The sequence below is a fragment of the Pseudomonas sp. LBUM1641 genome, assembly GCF_059716235.1.
The window spans coordinates 1,306,869-1,323,799 of the sequence record NZ_CP166815.1; the positions used below are offsets into that span (position 1 = coordinate 1,306,869).

Genomic DNA, 16,931 nt, shown 5'->3' on the forward strand with positions numbered 1-16,931 from the left:
GAGCCAGTCATGCGTTATATCAGCACCCGCGGCCAGGCACCGGCCCTGAATTTCGAAGACGTTTTGCTGGCCGGTCTGGCCACCGACGGCGGCCTGTACGTGCCGGAAAACCTGCCACGCTTCACCCAGGAAGAAATCGCTTCCTGGGCCGGCCTGCCGTACCACGAGCTGGCGTTCCGGGTCATGCGCCCGTTCGTCACCGGCAGCATCCCGGATGCGGATTTCAAGAAGATCCTGGAAGAAACCTATGGCGTGTTTTCCCACAGCGCCATCGCCCCGTTGCGCCAACTGAATGGTAACGAGTGGGTCCTGGAACTGTTCCACGGCCCGACCCTGGCGTTCAAGGATTTCGCCCTGCAACTGCTGGGTCGCCTGCTGGACTACGTGCTGGAAAAACGTGGCGAGCGCGTGGTGATCATCGGCGCCACTTCCGGTGATACCGGCTCGGCGGCGATCGAAGGCTGCAAGCACTGCGAAAACGTCGACATCTTCATCCTGCACCCGCACAACCGCGTGTCGGAAGTGCAGCGTCGGCAGATGACCACCATCTTCGGCGAGAACATCCACAACATCGCCATCGAAGGCAACTTCGATGACTGCCAGGAAATGGTCAAGGCCAGCTTTGCCGACCAGAGCTTCCTCAAGGGCACGCGCCTGGTGGCGGTGAACTCGATCAACTGGGCGCGGATCATGGCCCAGATCGTCTACTACTTCCATGCGTCCCTGCAGTTGGGCGGCCCGGCGCGTTCGGTGTCGTTCTCGGTGCCAACCGGCAACTTCGGCGACATCTTCGCCGGTTACCTGGCGCGCAACATGGGCCTGCCGATCAACCAGTTGATCGTCGCCACCAACCGCAACGACATCCTGCACCGCTTCATGAGCGGCAACCAGTACGTCAAGGAAACCCTGCACGCCACGCTGTCGCCGTCGATGGACATCATGGTGTCGTCGAACTTCGAACGCCTGCTGTTCGACATGCACGGTCGCAACGGCGCAGCCCTGGCTGGCCTGATGGACAGCTTCAAGCAAGGTGGCGGTTTCAGCGTCGAGCAAGAGCGCTGGACTGAAACCCGCAAGCTGTTCGATTCCCTGGCCGTGGACGATGCCCAAACCTGCGAGACCATTGCCGAAGTCTACGCCCAGACCGGCGAGCTGCTGGACCCGCACACTGCCATTGGCGTCAAGGCCGCGCGCGAATGCCGTCGCAGCCTGGACATCCCGATGGTGATTCTCGGCACCGCGCACCCGGTCAAATTCCCGGAAGCGGTGGAGAAGGCCGGTGTTGGCAAGGCGCTGGAATTGCCACCGCACCTCACCGACCTGTTTGAACGCGAAGAGCGTTGCACGGTGTTGGCCAATGACCTGAAAGCGGTGCAGGCGTTTGTCAGCCAGCATGGCAATCGCGGCAAGCCACTCTGAGCCAACGGCTTTACGTGGTAGCTCAAGCCCGTCTTCGTGACGGGCTTTTTCATTCTGGCGAGCCATACTTGCGCGGCGACCAACAAGAATAATCAAGGAAACCCAACTGGTGTATGTATCGACCCGCGCGTGTGTGTGGCTGACAGGTGTGCTGTTGCTTGTGCAGGGTTCGGCAAGCCTCGCGGCTGTCAGCCTGCCGTTCAAGCTGGTGCCGGCGTTCATTGCCCTGGAGCCCATGGCCCTGACGGCCAGCGAGCAGCAATGGCTGGCGGCACATCGGCCGTTGAAAGTGGGCATCTCGATTGATGACTATCAGCCGATTGATATCACCCGCGACCGCAATCGCTACCAGGGCATCAGCGCCGATTACCTGAGCCTGATCGGCGCTCGCCTGAATGCACCGATGCAAGTACTGGGTTTCGCCGAACGGGCGCAGGCGGTGGAAGCCTTGCGTAACGGCACCATCGATATTCTTACCAGTGCCAACGGTTATGAGCGCGACGTCTCGGGGCTGCGCTTTACCGAAGACTACATGCCGGATCGTTCGGTGGTGGTTGTGCGCCGGGATGACACCACCCAGAACGAAGACCTCAACGACAAGAGGCTGGTGTTGCTGGACGGCTACGCCAACGTCAAGAACGTCCATCAGGCATATCCCGGCAGCCACATCATGCTGGCGCCGAATCTCTACAGCGGCCTGGAAGCGCTGAAACAAGGCGATGCCGATGCGTTTATCGGCAACGAAGTGATTGTGCGCGCCTACAAGTCTTTGCGGCCTTACCTGGGCTTGCAGATCAAGGTGGAAAGCCGCCTGGCGCCCATTGGTTTTGCCTTTGCCACACGGGAGGCCGACCCGCTGCTGGGGACGATGATGGACCAGGCGCTGGCGAGTATCGATGACTCCGTGCGCCGGGAAATCCTCGCGCGCTGGACCACCGGGCTGGGCGTCGGTATGGCCGCCGAGCGCATCGCCTTGTCGGCCCGGGAGCGGGCCTGGGTGCTCCAGCATCCCCATGTGGTGGTGGCGTCCCAGCAACTGTCGCCTTACGTATTCAGGGACAAGGACGGCCAATGGGTGGGGCTGAATGTGGACTTGCTCAACCGCATTTCACGCATGACCGGCCTGCAGTTCGTCATGGAGGACGTGTCTTCCACGGCGCAAACCCTGGCGTTGCTGGAAACGGGCCGGGCGGACATGAACACCACCCTGGCCGAGAATCAGGAGCGCAAGGCATTCCTCAATTTCAGCCATGGTTTCGGGGGTTCCGGCTGGGTGTTTATCCAACGCGTGGATGCACCGCCAGTGGCCAGTTTGAGCGAGCTGTCAGGCAAGGTCCTGGCGCTGCCGGCACGCCATGTCCTGGAGGGATACATTCGTCGCGAGCACCCCGAGATCAAGCTGCAATCGGTGGATAACTACGCACAAGCCCGTGAGCTGGTAACGCAGGGCCGCGCGGCGGCGACTATCCAGAGTGAAGTGGAAGTGCAGAGTTACCCGGCCGATGAATTGCGCATCGGTCGCAGTGTCGAGGGCAAGTGGTCGGCCAACAGCCTCTCGGTGCGCAAGGATCAACCCGAGCTGCTGAGCATTTTGAACAAAGCGCTGGAGGCGCTGCCGGTCGCGGAGTTGAGTGCCTTGCGCTTGCGTTGGCTGGGCACAGTGCCAGTCCCGGTGCCCGCCTGGCAACGTGTGCCACCGTGGGCGTATTGGACGGTCGCGATGGCGCTGTTGTTTGTGCTGGTGTCCCTGGCCTGGAACAGCCGGCTCAAGCGCCAGATTCGCCAACGCTTGCAAGCCGAGCAGCGGCTCAACGACCAGTTGGCATTCAAACGCGCGTTGCTGGATGGCATGCCCAACCCGGTATTTGTGCGTGATCTGGAAGGACGCCTGGTGACCTGCAACACCCGTTACGAACAGCAGTTGGCCACCAAGCGTGAGCATATTAAGGGCCTGACGCTGATGGAAAGCGGCCTGATGCCTGACGCAACGGCTGCGCGCCTGCACGCCGGCCATATGGAACAGTTGGCGACCCAACAGTCGCTGTTCGTCGACCGGCAACTGGAGTTCAAGGGCGGGGCCTTTCATGTCTATCAGTGGACGGTGCCGTTCTTTGACGCCAAGGGCCAATTGCAAGGGTTGCTCGGTGGCTGGATTGACATCAACGAGCGCAAGGTCCTGGAAAACCAACTGATGGACGCACGCCAGGCCGCTGACGAAGCGAACTACGCGAAAAGCGCCTTTCTCTCGACCCTGAGCCATGAGATTCGTACACCGATGACGGCGATCATCGGTCTGCTTGAACTGGAGCAGGAGCGTGCCCTGGCCGAAGGCAAGCCGGTGTCCGAAGCGCTGCGGGTGGCCCATCGCTCGGCACGCGAGTTGATTGCCCTGATGGGGGACAGCCTGGACCTGGCGAAGATTGAAGCCGGACATCTGCAACTGGCACCGCAGACCACTGACTTGAAAGCTTTCTTTGAGGGCATACAACGGCTGTTTGAAGCCATGGCGCAGAAAAAGGGCCTGCACTTGACCCTCGCTTTTGATCCGGCGGCGCAAGGGCACTACTGGTTCGACCCGCTGCGCCTGCGCCAGGTTATCCATAACCTGTTGGGCAATGCGCTCAAATTCACCCGGCGCGGCGAGGTTCGGGTCAGTGTCGCGCGCAAGCTTGACCAGGCGGGTGCCGAATACGTGCACATCTGCGTGGAGGACAGCGGCCCGGGTATCGGCATCGAGCAGCAGGCGCGGGTGTTCAAGCCGTTTATCCAGGTCAGCGCGCTGACGGCTGCCGAGCACGGTGGTACGGGGCTGGGCTTGAGCATCTGCCAGCAACTGGTGGAGTTGATGGGCGGCAGCATCGCCTTGAGCAGTGTTGTGGGGCAGGGCACGGTGGTGTGCATCGACCTGTACCTGGACCGGGTCAGCAGCGACGACGTGCCGGCGGCACCTGCCGTATCATTGCCCGTCGCCGGCCGCAGCCTGTCGGTGCTGGTGGTGGATGACCTGCCGGCCAACCGCCTGGTACTGGTTCAACAGTTACAGTTCCTTGGTCATCAGGTGGTGGCCGTCGACTCGGCCGAAGCTGCCTTGCAGCATTGGCGCAACGAGGTGTTTGATCTGTTGGTCACCGACTGCAACATGCCGGGCATGTCTGGCTACGCCTTGAGCGAGGCCATCCGCCGGCTTGAAGCCCAGGAGCAACGGCCACGCCTGGCGCTGGTGGGTTGCACGGCGAATGCCCAGGATGACGAACAACAGCGGTGCCGGGAGGCTGGAATGGATGAATTGCTGGTCAAGCCCGTGACCCTTGAACACTGGACGCGCGTGCTTGCCCGGGTGGCGCCTTCGCGTTCTTTCAGTATCGAGACCCTGCGCACCATGACCCAGGCCGACGGACCGGTTTTGCAGCAGATGTTGCAGGAGCTGGCGAGGAGTCTTGAGCAGGAACAAAGCGTGATGACCGCCGGCATGGCGGACCACGATCAGGCCCGGCTGGTCGCCTCGTTGCACCGCCTGAAGGGCATATGCTGCCTGGTGGATGCGTTGCCGCTGGCCAAGGCCTGCGTGGCGCTGGAAGGTTGTATTCGGGAGCAGCGCAACGCTGAGATTGAAAGGCATTGGTTAGCGCTGCGCGAAGCATTGATCGAGTTCCGGTGCGAGCTTGATGCCTGTCTGGATCAGTCCGAATAAGACATGTCCTATGGGGAAGGTGCGGGGTTTTGACTAGTCTGTGCACCCTCGCTTCTCCCCGGTAAAGTTTTCATGCGTTCCCTTAAAGTCCTGATCCTCGAAGACAACCCGTTCCAACTGATGGCCCTGCATCAGATGCTCAATGCCAACGGCGTATTCAATGTGCGCACTGCCGAAACGGTTGACGCCGCTCGGCAGTCACTGGAGAGCAAGGGTGCGGTGGACATTGCGATTTGCGATCTTTACCTGGAGCAGGGCGATGGCCTGGAGCTGATCCGCGAACTGGCTGAACGTCGCCAGGCTCAGGTGTTGATCTTGTTGAGCAACGCCGAGCCTGAGGTGTTGGAGGGCGTGGCGAACATGGCGCGGCAGTTGGGGCTCAACGTGCTCGGCTGCTTGCCCAAGCCCGCGTCGGCAAAGCTGATCGGGCAAGTCCTGGCGGCGTGCCAGGAACGCCTGCGGCCCGGGCCGGTGGCGATGTCCTGGGAGCGGGTGCGCCAGTTGCTGGGTTTGAGCGAAATCGAGTTGTTGCCACCTTCAGCGGATCTGAGCCAGGCCGTTATCGCACGCTGTGGCACGGTCTGGTATCAGCCCATCGTCAGCCAGGCCGGTGCGTTGCAAGGTGTTGAGGCGCTGGCGCGTTGGCAGCTTCCTGAAGGTGAACTGCTGTTGTCTGACGAGTTTCTACCGGTGCTGGAGTTTGCCGGAATGGAAGAGGCGTTTACCTGGCACGTATTGGAGCAAGCGCTGGGCCTGGCGGCACACGTCATGCGCGAGACCGGCCAGGTCCTGCCGGTGGCGGTGAATATCCCGGGGCGAATGCTGGAGCGCGCGCATTTCCCCCAGGTGCTGCAAGGCTTGCTGCAACTCCACGGAATACCTGCTCATAGCCTGACCCTGGAACTGGTGGAAACCTCGCGCTTGAATACCGACAGCGCCCACGTCACCGGCTTGCTGCGTTTGCGAATGATGGGGTGCAAGCTGTCCATTGGTGATTTCGGCGTGGGTGGCACCAGCCTGCAACGCTTGCTGGAATTGCCCTTCAGCGAATTGAAGATCCCGCCGGCGTTTGCCAGCGGCATGGCCAAGGACGATCGCAAGGCGGCAGTGGTTGCCGGTGCCATGAGCATGGCCGTGCGCTTGGGCGTCGGAGTAGTGGTGACCGGGGTTGAAAGTGCCGCCGATTATCACGCGGTGAGTGAGCTGGGGGCTGCGTGGTTGCAAGGCTGTTTTATCGCCCGGCCCATGGATGTCGAGGCGCTGAAACAGTGGATCGCGTTTCAGGCTAGGCCAGTCCGTGTTCCTGCACATAGATAAACAGCGCGGCGTCGTTGCTCAGGCCCAGCTTGCGCATGGCGCTGACTTTTTGCGCGCTGACGGTTTGCTTGCTGCGATGAAGATTCGCGGCGATCTCGCCTACCGTCAAGCCGCCGGCCAGCAGGCGGATGACTTCCAGTTCACGGGGTGACAGTTGATCCTGGGAGTGCACGCGCTCGACGCCTGCCAGGTTCAGTGACTGACTGATGGTCTGGGCCACATAACGTCGCTGCTGACGCACCTGGCGGATCGCTTCAGGCAACTCGTCCGCGAGACTGGCCTTGCTCAGCAGGCCCATGACGCCCAGTTCCAGGATGGCGTGGAACAGGCCAGCGTTGTTCAGCATGGTCACCACCACGATGGGCAGCGCCGGGTGATGCCGGCGCAGCTGCTCGATCAGGCGCAAGCCATCGGCCTGGGGCTCGGCGGGCATCATGAAGTCGGTGACCAGTACGTCACAGGAGCAGTGTTGCAGTAGCTCGGCAAGGGCTTGGGGGGAATTGGCCTCACCGACGATGGTCAGCCGCTCGTCACGTTCCAGCACCGCCCGCAGACCGATGAGGAAAATCGGATGGTCGTCGGCGAGGACGATGCGCAATGGCTTTTCAGACGCTTCTTTCAATACAGGCTCCCCGGGGTAATTTGGGGATTCTAGCCTGTTAACGCAGGAGCGGTTCTGAAGTTGCGGTTTACAAAGGCGTAAAAAAACGCCGCGTTCCCGTCCTTGGGTGAGCGGCGTTTTTCGTTTCTGGCAGGCCCGGCCGGAGCGATCGTTTATGCGAGTAGTTTTTGCGCGACTGCCATTACGGTTCCGACAGCCGTGAAGAATCCGATGGCGATACCCACGGGATACCAGAAATTCTCTCGGGTTATCTTGTGGGATTCTGCGTTGAGCTTGCGTTGCTCGGCATAAATTCTTGATATGTCGGCGTGAATCTTCTCTAGTACAGCCTGCTCTTTTTCGTGTTCCAGCATGGTCTTTATCCTTCGCAACGGGGGCCTTTTGGTATGCGCAGTTTATCGGTGTGGCAGCATGATCAGCACTCACCGAGTAATGGATTCACTCTCGGCATCAGCGCCAAAACGGCGACCCATTAAGTAAGCAGTTATGTGCTGCCGTTTTTTGGTTGTCATGTTGCAAGCGCATGCTGGACACGTCATCCCCCGGCAACCCTTGCAAGACGAAAAAGCGAACTTTCCTACGACACAAATAGTCACTTAGGATAGATGCAGCTCCCGTTTACACGATTGTTCCCGAACTATTGAGTGGTGATCGAGATGGAAAGTATCAGCCTATTGCTCGGTGAAGCACTGAGCCCTTATCAGGTCACGCTGACCACCTCGGGTGTGCAGGGCGAATGCCTGGTAACCGTAAAGAATCCGGCCGGTGCCATCGTGGTCGAACGTGAAGTCGACCAGGCGCAATTGACCGACAAGCGTGCGTTGGTAGACGTGGTGGATTGTTTGCACCGCGACCTGATGATTGCCGAAGGACGCCTGGAGCCCTCGGTCATGGCGGCTCTGCGCAACGCGGCCCTGACCAGGCCGAACGCCTGTGCATGAAGATTTATTTTTGTTTGGAACCTTCCTACGGTAAGGCGAGTCAGACTTTGTAACAGCGAGACCAAGCATTGTGCTCCGGTGCTTGTGGCTCGTTGTTACTGGTCTTTTTAGGCCCTTATTAACCCCGAGTTGTCTCCCCACTGCTCGGGGTTTCTTTTTGCCCGCGATTTGTCAGGGCCTCGGGGCATCCTGGAAAAACGTCGGGTTGTCTTTCAGGTATTGCTCACGCATGACCGGGTCGAGCCATGAAGCGTAGGACTGTCGCAGTTGCTCCTGCGGGATTTCGCGCAACACCTGATTGATCCGCTCGATGGCTACGCGCCCTGCTGCAGTATCCGTGCAGCCGATATGGGTCAGTTGAGAGGGCGGGGTGCCCTTGATGGGATAAAAGATCAGGTCCTGGGGATCAATGCCCTGTTGCAACGCCTGATAGCGAACTTCTGTCCAGTAACCCAGCACCGCCTCCAGCCGCCCTTTGCGTTGCATCTGCAGCAGGCTGCCGAGGGCGTCATTGCCGTAGTGCGGTGCCAACTTATGCGTACTGGCGTGCTTCAGTGCTTCATCGATAATGGCGCCATAGCTGCGCTCAGCGATGATGCCGAGGCGCGCCTCCTGCGCATTCAGAAACGCCTCCAGGTCAAACATTCCATCCACCACAAACGGCGCCAGCGCTGCCCGCTGATTTTGGCGGATCGTCACCCCATTGCTCAACGTCGCAAAGGCCTGGGCGGAAAAAACAACGGTTTTTGCGCGTTCTGCCGTCCACAGCAGAGACGGGTCGCATGTAAGAGTGGCGGGGTCGCGGAGCATCTGCATGGCGCGTGCACGGTTTACGTGGAGGATCTGGTGTCGATATTCCGGCATGTGCTCGGCAAGTATCGGCAGCAGTTGGTCGAGGGCGCCCTGGCCTTTTTGCGGGCCTTCGAAAATCGTCACTGGCGGCAGGTCACGCAGCAGCCAGATCAAGGTGTCCTGTGCCTGGCTCGACAGCGGCCACGCCCCGAGCAGTGAACCCAGCAGGCACAGGCGAATGATGAAGCGCCGGGCCATCAGATCGCGCCATCCTCACGCAGGCGCGTAATGGCAGCCGCGTCGTAGCCCAATTCATTGAGCACCACGGCGTTGTGCTCACCCAACTGTGGTCCGACCCACTCACAACTACCCGGTGTGTCCGACAGTTTGGGCACGATGCCGGGCATCTTGAAGTCCTTGCCGCCTGGGAGCTGGGCCTTGAGGAACATTTCGCGGGCGAGAAACTGCGGGTCTCCCAACATGTCTTCAGCGCTGTAGATACGGCTGGCGGGCACTTCGGCCTTGTTCAGCTGTTCCACCACTTGCTCCAGCGGCAGTGAGTTGACCCAGCGATCAATCACGCCATACAACTCATCGCGCCGACTGTCGCGGCCATCGTTGCTGGCCAGGGCCGGATCGTTGGCCAGGTCGTCCCGACCAATGGCCAACATGAACCGCTTGAAGATCGCATCGCCATTGGCGCCGATCTGCACATGCTTGCCATCCTGGCTGGTGTGGATCGAGGAGGGCGTGATGCCGGGCATGATGTTGCCGGTGCGCTCGCGGATAAAGCCAAATACGTCGAACTCCGGGATCATGCTTTCCATCATCGCGAAAATCGCTTCATACAGCGCCACATCCACGACTTGGCCGAGCCCGCCATTCACTTCGCGATGACGCAGGGCCATCAGTGCCCCGATCACCGCCCACAACGCCGCAATTGAGTCGCCGATGGAAATCCCGGTGCGCACCGGCGGGCGGTCCTCGAAACCGGTGATGTAGCGCAGGCCGCCCATCGACTCGCCCACCGCGCCAAACCCTGGCTGGTCCTTCATCGGCCCGGTCTGGCCGAAGCCGGAGAGGCGCACCATCACCAGCTTCGGGTTCAGGGCGTGCAAGGTTTCCCAGCTCAGGCCGAGTTTTTCCAGCACGCCAGGGCGAAAGTTCTCGATCAAAATGTCGGCGTCCGCCAACAGTTGCTTGAGGATCGCCAATCCGTCCGGGTGTTTCAGGTTCAGGGTCAGGGATTTCTTGTTGCGGGCCTGCACAAACCACCACAGCGAGGTGCCTTCATACAGCTTGCGCCACTTGCGCAGCGGGTCGCCGCCATCCGGGGATTCGACCTTGATCACTTGCGCACCGAATTCGGCACAGATGCGGGACGCGAACGGGCCGGCGATCAGGGTGCCGAGTTCGATGACTTTCAGGCCGGCAAGTGGTTTGGCGGTAAACGACATGAGGAACCTTTCGGGCAGGGCAGGGATGTGAGCCTTTTAACATAGGCGAGTCGCGCAGTGATAAGGATGATGCAGCGCAGGATTCGTTGAATCAGCTCGCCATCGGTTAGACTTGCCGCCTTTCCCTGTCTCTAGAAGTCCGTTCATGGCCCAGCCGTCCACGACCTACAAGTTTGAACTCAACCTCACCGACCTTGATCGTTCGGTGTACGAGAGCGTCAAGCAGACCATCGCCCGCCACCCTTCGGAAACCGAAGAGCGCATGACCGTGCGTTTGCTGGCCTACGCACTTTTCTACAACGAACAGTTGTCTTTTGGTCGTGGCCTGTCAGATGTAGACGAACCAGCGCTGTGGGAAAAAAGTCTGGATGATCGCGTCCTGCACTGGATCGAAGTCGGCCAGCCGGATGCAGACCGCCTGACCTGGTGTTCCCGCCGTACCGAACGCACCACCTTGCTGGCCTATGGCAGCTTGCGCGTCTGGGAAGGCAAAGTGGTGCCGGTGGCGAAAAACCTGAAAAACGTGAGCATCGCCGCCGTACCCCAGGAAATCCTGGAAGTGCTGGCCAAGGACATGCCCCGGGTGATCAAGTGGGACGTGATGATCAGCGAAGGCACGATCTTCGTGACCGATGATCGTGGCCAGCACGAAGTCCAGCTGGAATGGCTGGCTGGCGAGCGCGGCTGAAACGTCGATACCTGATTGGATGCTGGTCGAGTGTGGGAGCTGTCGAGCGTTAGCGAGGCTGCGATGCAGGCGCTGCGGCCTGACAGGTACACCGAGGTGATCCTATCGCAGCCTCGCTGGGGCTCGACAGCTCCTACAAGGGATCACCGCTAATTTTCAACATTAAAGAGAAGTTTCCGTCACCCCATGCGTATCGATCCTCGCCCGTTGCCCGCCGTCCTGCCATTCCTCGGTGAATTGCCACCGCTATTGACCCGTCTCTACGCCGCACGCGGGGTGCAATCGGAAGCCGAGCTGGATAAAAGCCTGGCGCGGCTGATTCCATATCAGCAGCTCAAGGGCATCGATGCCGCCGTGGACCTGCTGGTGACGGCCCTGGAACAGCGCCAGCGGATCCTGATCGTGGGTGACTTCGACGCCGATGGCGCCACCGCCAGCACCGTGGGCACCCTGGGCCTGCGCTTGTTGGGTGCCGCCCATGTCGACTACCTGGTGCCCAACCGTTTTGAGTACGGCTACGGCCTGACCCCGGAAATCGTCGCCGTGGCCTTGCAGCGCGAGCCACAGCTGCTGATCACCGTGGACAACGGCATCTCCAGCGTCGAAGGCGTGGCGGCGGCGAAAGCGGCGGGGCTCAAGGTGTTGGTCACCGACCACCACTTGCCGGGCGACGAACTGCCGGCGGCGGATGCGATCGTCAACCCGAACCAGCCGGGCTGTGAATTCCCCAGCAAGGCGTTGGCCGGTGTGGGCGTGATCTTCTACGTGCTGATGGCCCTGCGCGCCCGTTTGCGCAGCCTTGGCTGGTACGAGAACAAGCCGCAGCCGAATATCGGCGAACTGCTGGACCTGGTAGCCCTGGGCAGCGTGGCCGACGTGGTCCCGCTGGACGCCAACAATCGCATCCTGGTCTATCAAGGCCTGGAACGCATTCGTGCCGGTCGTGCCCGCCCGGGGATCAAGGCGATCCTCGAAGTGGCCAAGCGCGATCACGCGCGCATCACGTCCACCGACCTCGGGTTTATCCTTGGCCCGCGCCTGAACGCCGCCGGTCGCCTGGATGACATGAGCCTGGGCATCGAATGCCTGCTGACTACTGATTTCGCCGCTGCCCGGGAAATGGCCGCGCAACTGGACGGCATGAACCAGGACCGTAAATCCATCGAACAAGGCATGCAGCGCGAGGCTCTGGCCCAGCTCAAGGACTTGCCGGTAGAGTCGATGCCGTATGGCTTGTGCCTGTTCGACCCGGAATGGCACCAGGGCGTGATCGGCATCCTCGCCTCGCGGATGAAAGAGCGCTACTTCCGCCCGACCATCGCCTTTGCCGATGCAGGGGATGGCCTGCTCAAGGGCTCCGGGCGTTCCGTGCCGGGCTTTCATATCCGTGACGCGCTGGCCGTGGTGGCCAGCCAGCATCCGACGCTGATCGCCAAGTACGGCGGTCACGCCATGGCGGCAGGTCTTACCTTGCCCGAGGCCAACTTCCCACTGTTTGCCGAGGCCTTTGACGCCGAAGTGCGCCGGCAACTGCGCGAAGAAGACCTGACCGGCCGGCTGCTGTCCGACGGCACCCTGGCGGTTGAAGAGTTTCACCTGGAACTGGCCCGCGCCCTGCGCAATGCCGGGCCGTGGGGCCAGCATTTCCCCGAGCCGTTGTTTCACGGGGTGTTCCAGTTGGTGGAGCAGCGGGTCGTCGGCGAGCGCCATCTGAAAGTGGTGCTCAAGAGCGAATGCGGTTCGGTGAAGCTCGATGGCATCGCCTTCGGCATCGACCGCGAGATCTGGCCCAACCCGACCATTCGCTGGGTGGAACTGGCCTACAAGCTCGACGTGAACGAGTTCCGTGGCCAGGAAACCGTGCAACTGATGATTGCCCATATCGAGCCACGCTGAACCCTGTGCAATCCTCTGTTGTCGACTAGTCTCTAAGCACTGTGTGATCGGTCTTGTGACCTTGTCTTATTTCAGCCCGCCGGGGACGGGTTTTTCGTCGACCTTTCAAACAGAACCCTGGAGCCTGCCCACTGCATAAAAGAGGTGCCCCATGAGTCTGCTGCTTGAACCCTATACCCTGCGCCAACTGACCCTGCTCAACCGCATCGCCGTGTCACCGATGTGCCAGTATTCCAGCGTCGATGGCCTGGCCAATGACTGGCACCTGGTGCACCTCGGCAGCCGTGCCGTCGGTGGCGCCGGGCTGATCTTTACCGAAGCCACCGCCGTTACCGCCGATGGACGCATCACCGCCCAGGACCTGGGCCTGTGGAACGACGAACAGATCGAACCCCTGCAACGCATCACGCGCTTCATCAACGCCCAGGGCGCGGTGGCGGGCATTCAGCTGGCCCACGCCGGGCGCAAGGCCAGCACGCACCGGCCATGGATCGGCAAGCACGGCAGCGTCAAGCCGGAGGACGGCGGTTGGGTGCCGGTGGGGCCATCGCCGATTGCCTTCGATCCGCAGCACACCTCGCCCAAGCAACTGGACGAAGGGCAGATCCAACAAGTGATCGCTGACTTTGTCGCTGCCGCCAAGCGTGCGTTGACCGCCGGTTTCAAAGTGGCGGAAATCCATGCGGCCCATGGCTACCTGCTGCATCAGTTTCTTTCGCCGCTGAGCAATCAGCGTCAGGACCAGTACGGTGGCTCGTTCGAAAACCGCATCCGCCTGGTGCTGCAAGTGACCACGGCGGTGCGTGAAGCCTGGCCGCAAGAGCTGCCGCTGTTTGTGCGGGTATCGGCCACCGATTGGGTCGAAGATGGCTGGAACCCGGATGAAACCGTCGAACTGGCGCGCCGCCTGAAAGACCTGGGCGTCGACCTGATCGACGTCTCCTCCGGTGGCACTGCGGCCAATGCGGAAATTCCCACAGGCCCCGGTTACCAGACCCGCTTCGCCGAGCGTGTGCGCAAAGAGTCGGGAATTGCCACCGGCACCGTGGGTATGATTACCGAGCCCGCCCAGGCCGAACACATCCTGCGCACTTGCCAGGCCGATGTCATCTTCCTCGCCCGCGAGTTGTTGCGTGACCCGTATTGGCCACTGCATGCCGATGATGACCTGGGTGGGCGCAAGGCGATCTGGCCGGCGCAGTATCAGCGGGCCACACATCGCGACCAGCCGATTCATGAGTCGGATTTGCGGGATTGATCTGCAGAGCAATCGTGGTAAACATGAAAGCCCGCCCCTGAACCGGCGGGTTTTTTATTGGCTTCAACACCGGAGGAACCCATGTTGCACCTGATCTGCGGCAAAATCGCATCCGGCAAATCGACCCTGACCCAGCAGTTGTCGCAGGCTCCCCAGACGGTATTGATCAGCGAGGATGAGTGGCTGTCACGCCTCTATCCCGGACAGATCCTGGCCCTGGGCGACTACGTGCGCTGCACCGGCCACCTGCGCGATGCGTTGACGGCCCATATCATCTCGCTGCTCAAGGCAGGCATCTCGGTGGTGCTGGATTTTCCCGCCAACACCCTGGCCAGCCGTCGCTGGATGCGGTCTTTGTTCGAAGGCGCGGGCGCCGACCATCAATTGCATTACCTGGACGTGCCGGACGAGGTCTGCAAGGCACGCCTGCGTGCACGCAATGCAGCCGGTACCCACGCGTTCGAAACCAGTGATGCCCAGTTCGATTTGATCACCGGCTATTTCGAAGCGCCCCGCCTAGAAGAGGGCTTCAACATTATTTGCTATGAGCCGTCGGGGAGTGACGTGGGATAACGCTGTAGGTCATTGCCCTATGAGCACTTTTTTAAGTGATTACTCTAAAAAAATCCCACGCTCGGCCAGATAGTTTCTACGCTTACAGTAAGTCTGATTTCTGGCCCAGGAAGTCAGTCTGTTGGTCCCCGCAGGCATTGCGGGTTGCGGGACAAGGTTATGGGCAACCAGGAGCAGTTGATTGATACGAGGAGACAGTCCATGGCCAAGTCTTATGGTGTTGCAGGGTTTTTGTCGTGTTTTCTGGCCCGCAGGATGTCGCTACGTGGCCGACGCTTGAGTTCGGACGAGGCTGAATTGCTGGAACAGTACCGCGCCCTGACCGAGAGTGATCAGGTGGCGATGCGGTACTTGATTGGGGCGATGAAGAGTATTTCGCGGTTCTGAAAGCGCCGAAGGGACGTTCCCACGCAAGCGTGGGAACGTTCGGTATCAGATGTACTTGCGCTTGTCTGGCGCAGGCGGGAAGTACTGGTACAACCAGGTTTCGCTCAAGGTGCGGTCCTGAGTGCGGATGAACAGCCGCAGTTCAACCGGCTCGACACTGTCGCTGGTCGGGTACCAATCAAACAGGATTCGATAACCCTTGATGGCATCCAGCACCAACACGCTGAAGTCTTTGACTTCGCCATGGGAGCACGTCACCACCGGCTCGATCCCGGTGCCTTCTGGCAACCGATCCAGCCCGCCGCCATTGAAGTCCACCGCAAAGCGTCGTGCCCATACTTCAGGGTAATGCTCGCCCGGTGCCCAACCTTCGGTAAAGCCGCCCATGCCCGAACGGGTGGCATTGACCTGCGCCAGTGGCGTGCTGACCGGCGGCAGGGCGCTCCAGTAGAGCTTGTAGCCGTAGTTCAGGGATTCGCCGGCTGCCACGGGTTTCTTCGGGGTCCAGAAGGCCACGATGTTGTCCAGGGTCTCGCCGGTTGTAGGAATTTCCAACAGGTCGATAGAGCCTTCGCCCCACGAGGTTGTAGGTTCTACCCACAGGCTTGGGCGCTTGCTGTACCAGTCCACGGTGTCCTGATAGCTGGCGAACTCATGGTCGGTCTGCACCAGGCCGAAGCCTTTCGGGTCTTTGTCGGCAAATGCGTTGAATTGCAGGGTGGCCGGGTTGTTCAGCGGGCGGCAGATCCACTCGCCGTTGCCGCGCCACATGGCCAGGCGATCCGAGTCGTGGATTTGCGGGTGGATGGTGTCGCACATCCGCCGCTCAACCGTGCCGCAGCTGAACATGCTGGTCATCGGCGCGATACCTAGTTGTTCGATGGCGGTGCGCGCATTGATGTGGGCGTCGATGCCCATCACCACCTGGTTGGCCTGGCAGTCGATATCGAAGCGGTAGGCACCGGTGGCGCTTGGCGAATCCAGCAGGGCGTAGACCACGAAGCGGGTGCTGTCCTTGTCCGGGGTTTCGAACCAGAACTTGGTGAAGTCCGGGAATTCCTCGCGCTTCTTCGCGTAGGTATCGATGGCCAGGCCGCGTGCGGAAAGGCCGTACTGGCCGGTGGAATCCACCGCGCGGAAGTAGCTGGCGCCGAGGAACGACAGCACGTCATGGCGGTCCAGTTCCGGGGCCTTGAACAGCTTGAAGCCGGAGAAACCCAGGTCGCCGGTCAGCTGCTTGGTGTCTACCGTGGTTTTTTCATAGTTGAACAGCGAAGGGCGGAAGTGCACCTCGCGGGCCTGGCGGGTTTTCGGGTCGACGCTGTACATGCGCACCGGCGTCTTGAAGCCCATACCGACGTGGAAGAACTGCACGTCCAGTTGGCCGTTCAATTCTTTCCACAGCGAATGCTTGCCGTCGTAGCCGATGGCATTGAAATTCTGCGGGGTCATGGTCGCCAGGGTCGGCGGCAATACCTGCTTGGTGTCCTGGTAGCGATTGCCGGCCAACTGCTTGGCCTGGATCTTCAGCGCCTCGAAATCGAAGGCCTGGGCCTCGCCATCAGCGGCGCGATTGCCCGCCCAGGCTTGGGCGGCCAGCAGGCCACTGGCCGATAGACCGGTGTAAGCCGCGATGGCCATGGACGCTTTGAGCAAATTCCTGCGGTGCATAAATACAACCTGTCGTGAACAATCCCGCGCCGTTCCTGGCACGTGCTGGATCAAGGAAAACGGTTCGGACATGCCTTCGGCCAAACGCAACGGACATTAAACAGATGCCAAATAGCTTAAGCGGTTCGGTGCGGAAGGAAAAATGATTGATGGCGGGTTGATGGCGTTGCATATGAAACAAGACATTTCTGCGCAACGCTGGTGTTTATGAATATCGGA

Annotated in this window: 14 protein-coding genes; 9 read left to right on the top strand and 5 right to left on the bottom strand. The window is 60.7% G+C overall.

The window, feature by feature from the left end; genetic code table 11:
* Positions 1-9: 9 nt before the first annotated feature.
* The 3 genes from thrC (at position 10) to ACA046_RS05920 (ending at position 6,427) form a co-directional block, all read left to right on the top strand.
* Positions 10-1,419 (top strand): threonine synthase, encoded by a 1,410-nt coding sequence (gene thrC / locus ACA046_RS05910; protein ID WP_226476555.1) that lies wholly within the window; start codon positions 10-12, stop codon positions 1,417-1,419.
* 109 nt (positions 1,420-1,528) lie between these two features.
* Entirely contained in the window at positions 1,529-5,110 is a 3,582-nt protein-coding gene (locus tag ACA046_RS05915; RefSeq protein ID WP_497676088.1) for a transporter substrate-binding domain-containing protein, read from the top strand.
* Between the two features lie 72 nt (positions 5,111-5,182).
* A complete protein-coding gene (locus ACA046_RS05920) occupies positions 5,183-6,427 on the top strand; it encodes an EAL domain-containing response regulator (RefSeq protein ID WP_497676089.1) in 1,245 nt (414 codons plus the stop codon).
* Here ACA046_RS05920 and ACA046_RS05925 read toward each other — a convergent pair.
* On the bottom strand, positions 6,396-7,049 hold the full coding sequence (locus tag ACA046_RS05925; protein WP_459026374.1) for a response regulator: 654 nt from the start codon (positions 7,047-7,049) through the stop codon (positions 6,396-6,398). The genes ACA046_RS05920 and ACA046_RS05925 overlap by 32 nt on opposite strands.
* A gap of 152 nt (positions 7,050-7,201) precedes the next feature.
* Positions 7,202-7,402, bottom strand: coding sequence for a hypothetical protein (locus ACA046_RS05930; RefSeq protein ID WP_076017508.1), 201 nt, complete (start codon positions 7,400-7,402; stop codon positions 7,202-7,204).
* A 303-nt stretch (positions 7,403-7,705) separates the two neighbouring features.
* Between ACA046_RS05930 and ACA046_RS05935 the strand changes: the two genes are divergently transcribed.
* On the top strand, positions 7,706-7,990 hold the full coding sequence (locus ACA046_RS05935; protein ID WP_017478706.1) for a DUF3509 domain-containing protein: 285 nt from the start codon (positions 7,706-7,708) through the stop codon (positions 7,988-7,990).
* Positions 7,991-8,161: 171 nt separating this feature from the next.
* On the opposite strand, the gene ACA046_RS05940 is transcribed toward ACA046_RS05935, so the two are convergent.
* Positions 8,162-9,040: a TIGR02285 family protein gene (locus tag ACA046_RS05940; RefSeq protein ID WP_459026377.1), complete on the bottom strand. Its 879-nt coding sequence runs from the start codon at positions 9,038-9,040 to the stop codon at positions 8,162-8,164.
* Entirely contained in the window at positions 9,040-10,239 is a 1,200-nt protein-coding gene (locus ACA046_RS05945) for a CaiB/BaiF CoA transferase family protein (RefSeq protein ID WP_459026379.1), read from the bottom strand. The genes ACA046_RS05940 and ACA046_RS05945 overlap by 1 nt, the downstream gene beginning before the upstream one ends.
* Positions 10,240-10,384: 145 nt before the next feature.
* On the opposite strand from ACA046_RS05945, the gene ACA046_RS05950 reads away from it, so the two are divergent.
* The 5 genes from ACA046_RS05950 to ACA046_RS05970 all read left to right on the top strand — a co-directional run bounded on the left by ACA046_RS05950 (position 10,385) and on the right by ACA046_RS05970 (position 15,041).
* The gene (locus ACA046_RS05950) at positions 10,385-10,927 is read left to right on the top strand and encodes a YaeQ family protein (RefSeq protein ID WP_003209567.1); all 543 of its coding nucleotides are present in this window, start codon (positions 10,385-10,387) and stop codon (positions 10,925-10,927) included.
* Between the two features lie 186 nt (positions 10,928-11,113).
* Positions 11,114-12,823, top strand: a complete 1,710-nt coding sequence (recJ, locus tag ACA046_RS05955) for a single-stranded-DNA-specific exonuclease RecJ (protein WP_318301898.1) — start codon at positions 11,114-11,116, stop codon at positions 12,821-12,823.
* Positions 12,824-12,974: 151 nt separating this feature from the next.
* The gene (locus ACA046_RS05960; RefSeq protein WP_076017503.1) at positions 12,975-14,081 is read left to right on the top strand and encodes an NADH:flavin oxidoreductase/NADH oxidase; all 1,107 of its coding nucleotides are present in this window, start codon (positions 12,975-12,977) and stop codon (positions 14,079-14,081) included.
* Positions 14,082-14,162: 81 nt separating this feature from the next.
* Positions 14,163-14,654, top strand: coding sequence for a P-loop nucleotide/nucleoside kinase family protein (locus ACA046_RS05965; protein ID WP_459026383.1), 492 nt, complete (start codon positions 14,163-14,165; stop codon positions 14,652-14,654).
* Between the two features lie 201 nt (positions 14,655-14,855).
* Positions 14,856-15,041: a hypothetical protein gene (locus tag ACA046_RS05970; protein WP_497676090.1), complete on the top strand. Its 186-nt coding sequence runs from the start codon at positions 14,856-14,858 to the stop codon at positions 15,039-15,041.
* 45 nt (positions 15,042-15,086) lie between these two features.
* On the opposite strand, the gene ACA046_RS05975 is transcribed toward ACA046_RS05970, so the two are convergent.
* Positions 15,087-16,712, bottom strand: a complete 1,626-nt coding sequence (locus tag ACA046_RS05975) for a glucan biosynthesis protein D (RefSeq protein ID WP_167664497.1) — start codon at positions 16,710-16,712, stop codon at positions 15,087-15,089.
* Positions 16,713-16,931 lie beyond the last annotated feature (219 nt).

Coding starts and splice junctions, on each gene's coding strand:
- ACA046_RS05930 (WP_076017508.1), bottom strand. CDS start 7,402: ATGCTGGAACACGAAAAAGAGCAGGCTGTACTAGAGAAGATTCACGCC.
- ACA046_RS05965 (WP_459026383.1), top strand. CDS start 14,163: ATGTTGCACCTGATCTGCGGCAAAATCGCATCCGGCAAATCGACCCTG.
- thrC (WP_226476555.1), top strand. CDS start 10: ATGCGTTATATCAGCACCCGCGGCCAGGCACCGGCCCTGAATTTCGAA.
- ACA046_RS05940 (WP_459026377.1), bottom strand. CDS start 9,040: ATGGCCCGGCGCTTCATCATTCGCCTGTGCCTGCTGGGTTCACTGCTC.
- recJ (WP_318301898.1), top strand. CDS start 11,114: ATGCGTATCGATCCTCGCCCGTTGCCCGCCGTCCTGCCATTCCTCGGT.
- ACA046_RS05920 (WP_497676089.1), top strand. CDS start 5,183: ATGCGTTCCCTTAAAGTCCTGATCCTCGAAGACAACCCGTTCCAACTG.
- ACA046_RS05970 (WP_497676090.1), top strand. CDS start 14,856: ATGGCCAAGTCTTATGGTGTTGCAGGGTTTTTGTCGTGTTTTCTGGCC.
- ACA046_RS05935 (WP_017478706.1), top strand. CDS start 7,706: ATGGAAAGTATCAGCCTATTGCTCGGTGAAGCACTGAGCCCTTATCAG.
- ACA046_RS05945 (WP_459026379.1), bottom strand. CDS start 10,239: ATGTCGTTTACCGCCAAACCACTTGCCGGCCTGAAAGTCATCGAACTC.
- ACA046_RS05975 (WP_167664497.1), bottom strand. CDS start 16,712: ATGCACCGCAGGAATTTGCTCAAAGCGTCCATGGCCATCGCGGCTTAC.
- ACA046_RS05960 (WP_076017503.1), top strand. CDS start 12,975: ATGAGTCTGCTGCTTGAACCCTATACCCTGCGCCAACTGACCCTGCTC.
- ACA046_RS05950 (WP_003209567.1), top strand. CDS start 10,385: ATGGCCCAGCCGTCCACGACCTACAAGTTTGAACTCAACCTCACCGAC.